Genomic DNA, 3,745 nt, shown 5'->3' on the forward strand with positions numbered 1-3,745 from the left:
CCCAGATCGGCGCGCTGGCAAGTGTCTCCCGCGTCACTATCTGGAGCGATGTGGCAGGAGTTTACAGCGCCGATCCGCGCAAAGTAAAGGATGCTTGCCTACTGCCGCTGCTGCGCTTGGATGAGGCCAGAGAGCTGGCGCGTCTGGCGGCGCCGGTCCTGCACGCCCGGACTCTGCAGCCGGTATCCGGCAGCGATATCGATTTACTGCTGCGCTGTAGTTATAAGCCGGAGCAAGGCTCTACGCGCATTGAGCGGGTATTGGCTTCCGGTACCGGCGCAAAAATTGTCACCAGTCATGATGATGTTTGCCTGGTTGAACTCACCATCGCGCCGCATTGCGACTTTGCTCTGGTCCACAAAGAGATAGAGTTGGTACTGAAACGCGCCCAGATCAAACCTCTGGCGGTGGGGGTGCACCGCGACCGGCGTTTGCTGCAGCTGTGCTACACCTCTGAGGTTGCCGACAGCGCGCTGCATATTCTTGAACAAGTCGGGCTGCCTGCGCATTTACAACTGCGCGAGGGGGTGGCGCTGGTCGCCCTGGTAGGCGCCGGCGTGGTGAAAAACGCACTGCACAGCCACCGTTTCTATCAGCAGATGAAGTATCAACCTATCGAATTCTTTTGGCAGGCTGAGGACGGCGTCAGTCTGGTGGCAGTCCTGCGCTTTGGGCCTACCAAGCATGTTATACGGAGGCTGCACACCTCGATATTTCGAGCCGAAAAACGTATTGGTATGATACTGTTCGGCAAGGGCAATATTGACCCCCCGATGGTTAGAGTTTTTTGCCCACGAGCAAAAAAACCTATCGGCGCGCACCAGCTTTGAATTTATTCTCAGCGGCGTGTGGTGGATAGCCAGCGTAGTTTTCTTAGCTACGATGGGTTGGATGCCAATATAGAGCACTGGCCTCTTTCAACGACGAGGCGTCGCTTACGGGGCAAGAAGATCTATTTTTGTGGATGCGTGCTCACCCTTATGACGATCTAGTCGTGCTGAATGTGACCGCCAGCGAGGCCGTTGCGGATCAGTATCTAGATTTCGCCAGCTACGGTTTCCACGTGATCAGCGCCAACAAGCTGGCTGGCACGTCGGGGTGTCGGTAACTACTGGCATAGTCTCCTAGCCCCAAATAGCAGGTAATTTCGCTCAATGCTTCAATATGACGCGCGCTTTCCTGGCGCACATCGATGCACACTAATTGAATACCGAAGGATTTGATCTGCTACAGCGTATCTAGTAGTTGACCTATGGCGATAATTGTCATGCCGCAGGCGCGCAGCGACTGATAACAGTTGAAAAGCAGTTCCAAAAGTTGATCGTTGGTTTCCAGTAAATCTGGCATAGCCTCGCGATGTTCACCACGCAGCTGCGCCGCCCCAGGCCAGAGCACACAGCTCGGGGGTACATTCGCCCATCGACAGCTTCGAGATCAGAACCTATATGTCGCGTATAAAATATCCCATCGCTTTTTAGCAGCTGAGCAGCAGCATGCGGCGTGCGATGTCGGCGGTAACTGGGGCTGCTGTCGTGGTCTTCCGCCTATCCAGTAGATGAAGGTGACCGGCACATTTTCCAGTGGCAGTTTGTAGCCGAAAACATTTTACAGTTGTTCATTGAACTTGAGTAAATAGCACGGTACGGTACCGCATCCCAAAGGCTATCTTCCACAATCGAGAAACCCAAGTAGGCTTCATACACTGGCGTCGGGCGGTGTTTATGGATTTCGTCGGTATGCCAATATTGGGCGATTAATTGGCGTAGGCAGCGTATGATCTATTTGTACTCATACTCTAATAACTCGTTGTGCTCTAATTGTTTTAGACAGTTATTCACTTCGACCAGCATGTGTATCAGGAGGGTGCATCGGGTAATTTTGGTAGGGTGAGCGGTAAGGATTAATTCAATCGATAGAAATTCTACCTCGGCGAGAATAACTTTTCATTCAGCTCGTGGTGTTTTTCAACCTGGTGAAGACCTTACCCAGACCTTCAGTATTATTAGCTACTTCGGTATGGGAGAAATAGAATAAAATTGCTCGGCAGCACTGAATAGATTAAGAAATTGGTTGAAGGCGCGCGCCACCGGCAGTAGCTCATCATTGGAAAGATTTTGCAGGGTGGAGTGGAAAGTAACTGCTGGCGATGCTTTGCCAATTTGGACAGATTGCGGATGATTTCGACCTTTTCCAGGATATTTTCTCCAATCGCATCTTTAATTGTGTCGCCTAGAAGATCCCCGAGCATACTAACGCTGCTTCATATTACTGAATATTGTTTGTTTATTATGGACCTTGATTAGACTCTTTGAAAATTTATTTCACTAGATAGTGAAATTGTTTGCCATCACCTAGCCACTTATCGTACGGTTCGTCAATTGCCAATATTCCACGACAAAAAACTTCACATTCGTGGTAATTAAAAAAATTTAATTACACCTTATAATTATAAGAATATCTGATTCATTCAGATGGTATTTTCTGCGTAAAGGGTGTTTTCATTCAGTGATGGAAAAAATGCTGAATAATCTGCGCGATCAATTCTCGGGTGGCTTACAATGAACACTATATCGATAAATTCATCAGGCTGATGGGCCTGATTGATAGAGCCGGGAAAGAGCACCAGGGTGTGACATAACTCCTGAATAAATGGGTCTCGGTGCAATAGTTGACCACCTGGGTTTCTACCCCCAGCAATTTTTCCATTACTTGCACTAGAGGTGTATCCACCCGGCATTCATAGCCTGGGATGGGCGGATGCAGCGCCGATACTGTAATACGGCCAGGCTAGCGTTCGATGACGAGCGCCAGCGCCTCAGTAATCAACTCATCCAGATCGCCAAGCGTCAGGTCTGGCAGCGGACGAATATTCATATGCAATTCACAACAGCCGCAGATGCAGTTAGCCACATCGCCACCATGAATATAGCCAAAATTCATGATAGGGTGAGGAATGACAAAGGTCGGATGGTGATAGCGTGTCTGTAGCGAATTGCGCAAGAGCTTAAGGTGAGAGATGGCCTCATGCATCACTTCGATGGCGTTGATGCCGCGAGCGGGGGGAATCGCTGGAGTAGTGCCTGGATTGCTCCATTACAGTGACCGCGTTGGACAAATAGCCTTTATGCGCGCGTACCAGCGTCAGGGAGGTAGGTTCGCCGATAATGGTAAAATCCGTCCTTAATTGACTGCTGAGTTAGAAATAACTGGCGTCGGCTATTGAAGTTTCTTCATCCGCTGTCTCCAGCACATAGAGCGGTTTTTCAGCAGCGTCGCGGCATCGATATCCTGCAGGCTGTCGAGCACGAAAGAGAAAAACCCTTTCATATCCGTGGTACCCAAGGCCGTAAAACTTATTGTCGTGCTCGGTTAGAACAAAAGGATCCAGCGGCCATCGTTGAACGGTACCGTATCGCTATGGTCCGTCAATAATAATCCCGGCACAGGCTGGACTTTAACTTAAAACCCCAGATCGTGGAACCAGCCCGCCAGCAAGGTGATTAATACCTCATTACTTTGGTCTAGAGCAGCGTTGGTAGCGCTGATAGACAGCGTGGCAATAAGCGCACGGTAAGGCTCCATAAAATGGGGTATTTTTATCATCGTATTTAATATTATTTTCTTTATATTAGTTATATTATTAATATAACTAATATAAAGAAATTAACGTTGAGCGGGACGTAAACGGGTTCCTAACGGACTACTATGCTTGATCTCGCAAGTGAACAGCGGAGATTGGTGCTGG

Annotated in this window: 3 pseudogenes; 1 reads left to right on the top strand and 2 read right to left on the bottom strand. The window is 49.1% G+C overall.

What is annotated here, in order from left to right:
* A pseudogene (locus BG74_RS17295) lies at positions 1-1,096 on the top strand (amino acid kinase family protein); the annotation flags it as partial.
* 14 nt (positions 1,097-1,110) lie between these two features.
* On the opposite strand, the pseudogene BG74_RS21190 reads toward BG74_RS17295, so the two are convergent.
* Both BG74_RS21190 and argE read right to left on the bottom strand, forming a co-directional pair.
* Positions 1,111-2,248 (bottom strand): annotated as a pseudogene (locus BG74_RS21190) (phosphoenolpyruvate carboxylase); the annotation flags it as partial.
* 254 nt (positions 2,249-2,502) lie between these two features.
* A pseudogene (gene argE, locus BG74_RS06140) lies at positions 2,503-3,603 on the bottom strand (acetylornithine deacetylase).
* Positions 3,604-3,745: the final 142 nt, after the last annotated feature.

This window comes from Sodalis-like endosymbiont of Proechinophthirus fluctus (genome assembly GCF_001602625.1).
In the GTDB taxonomy this organism is placed as follows: Bacteria; Pseudomonadota; Gammaproteobacteria; order Enterobacterales; family Enterobacteriaceae.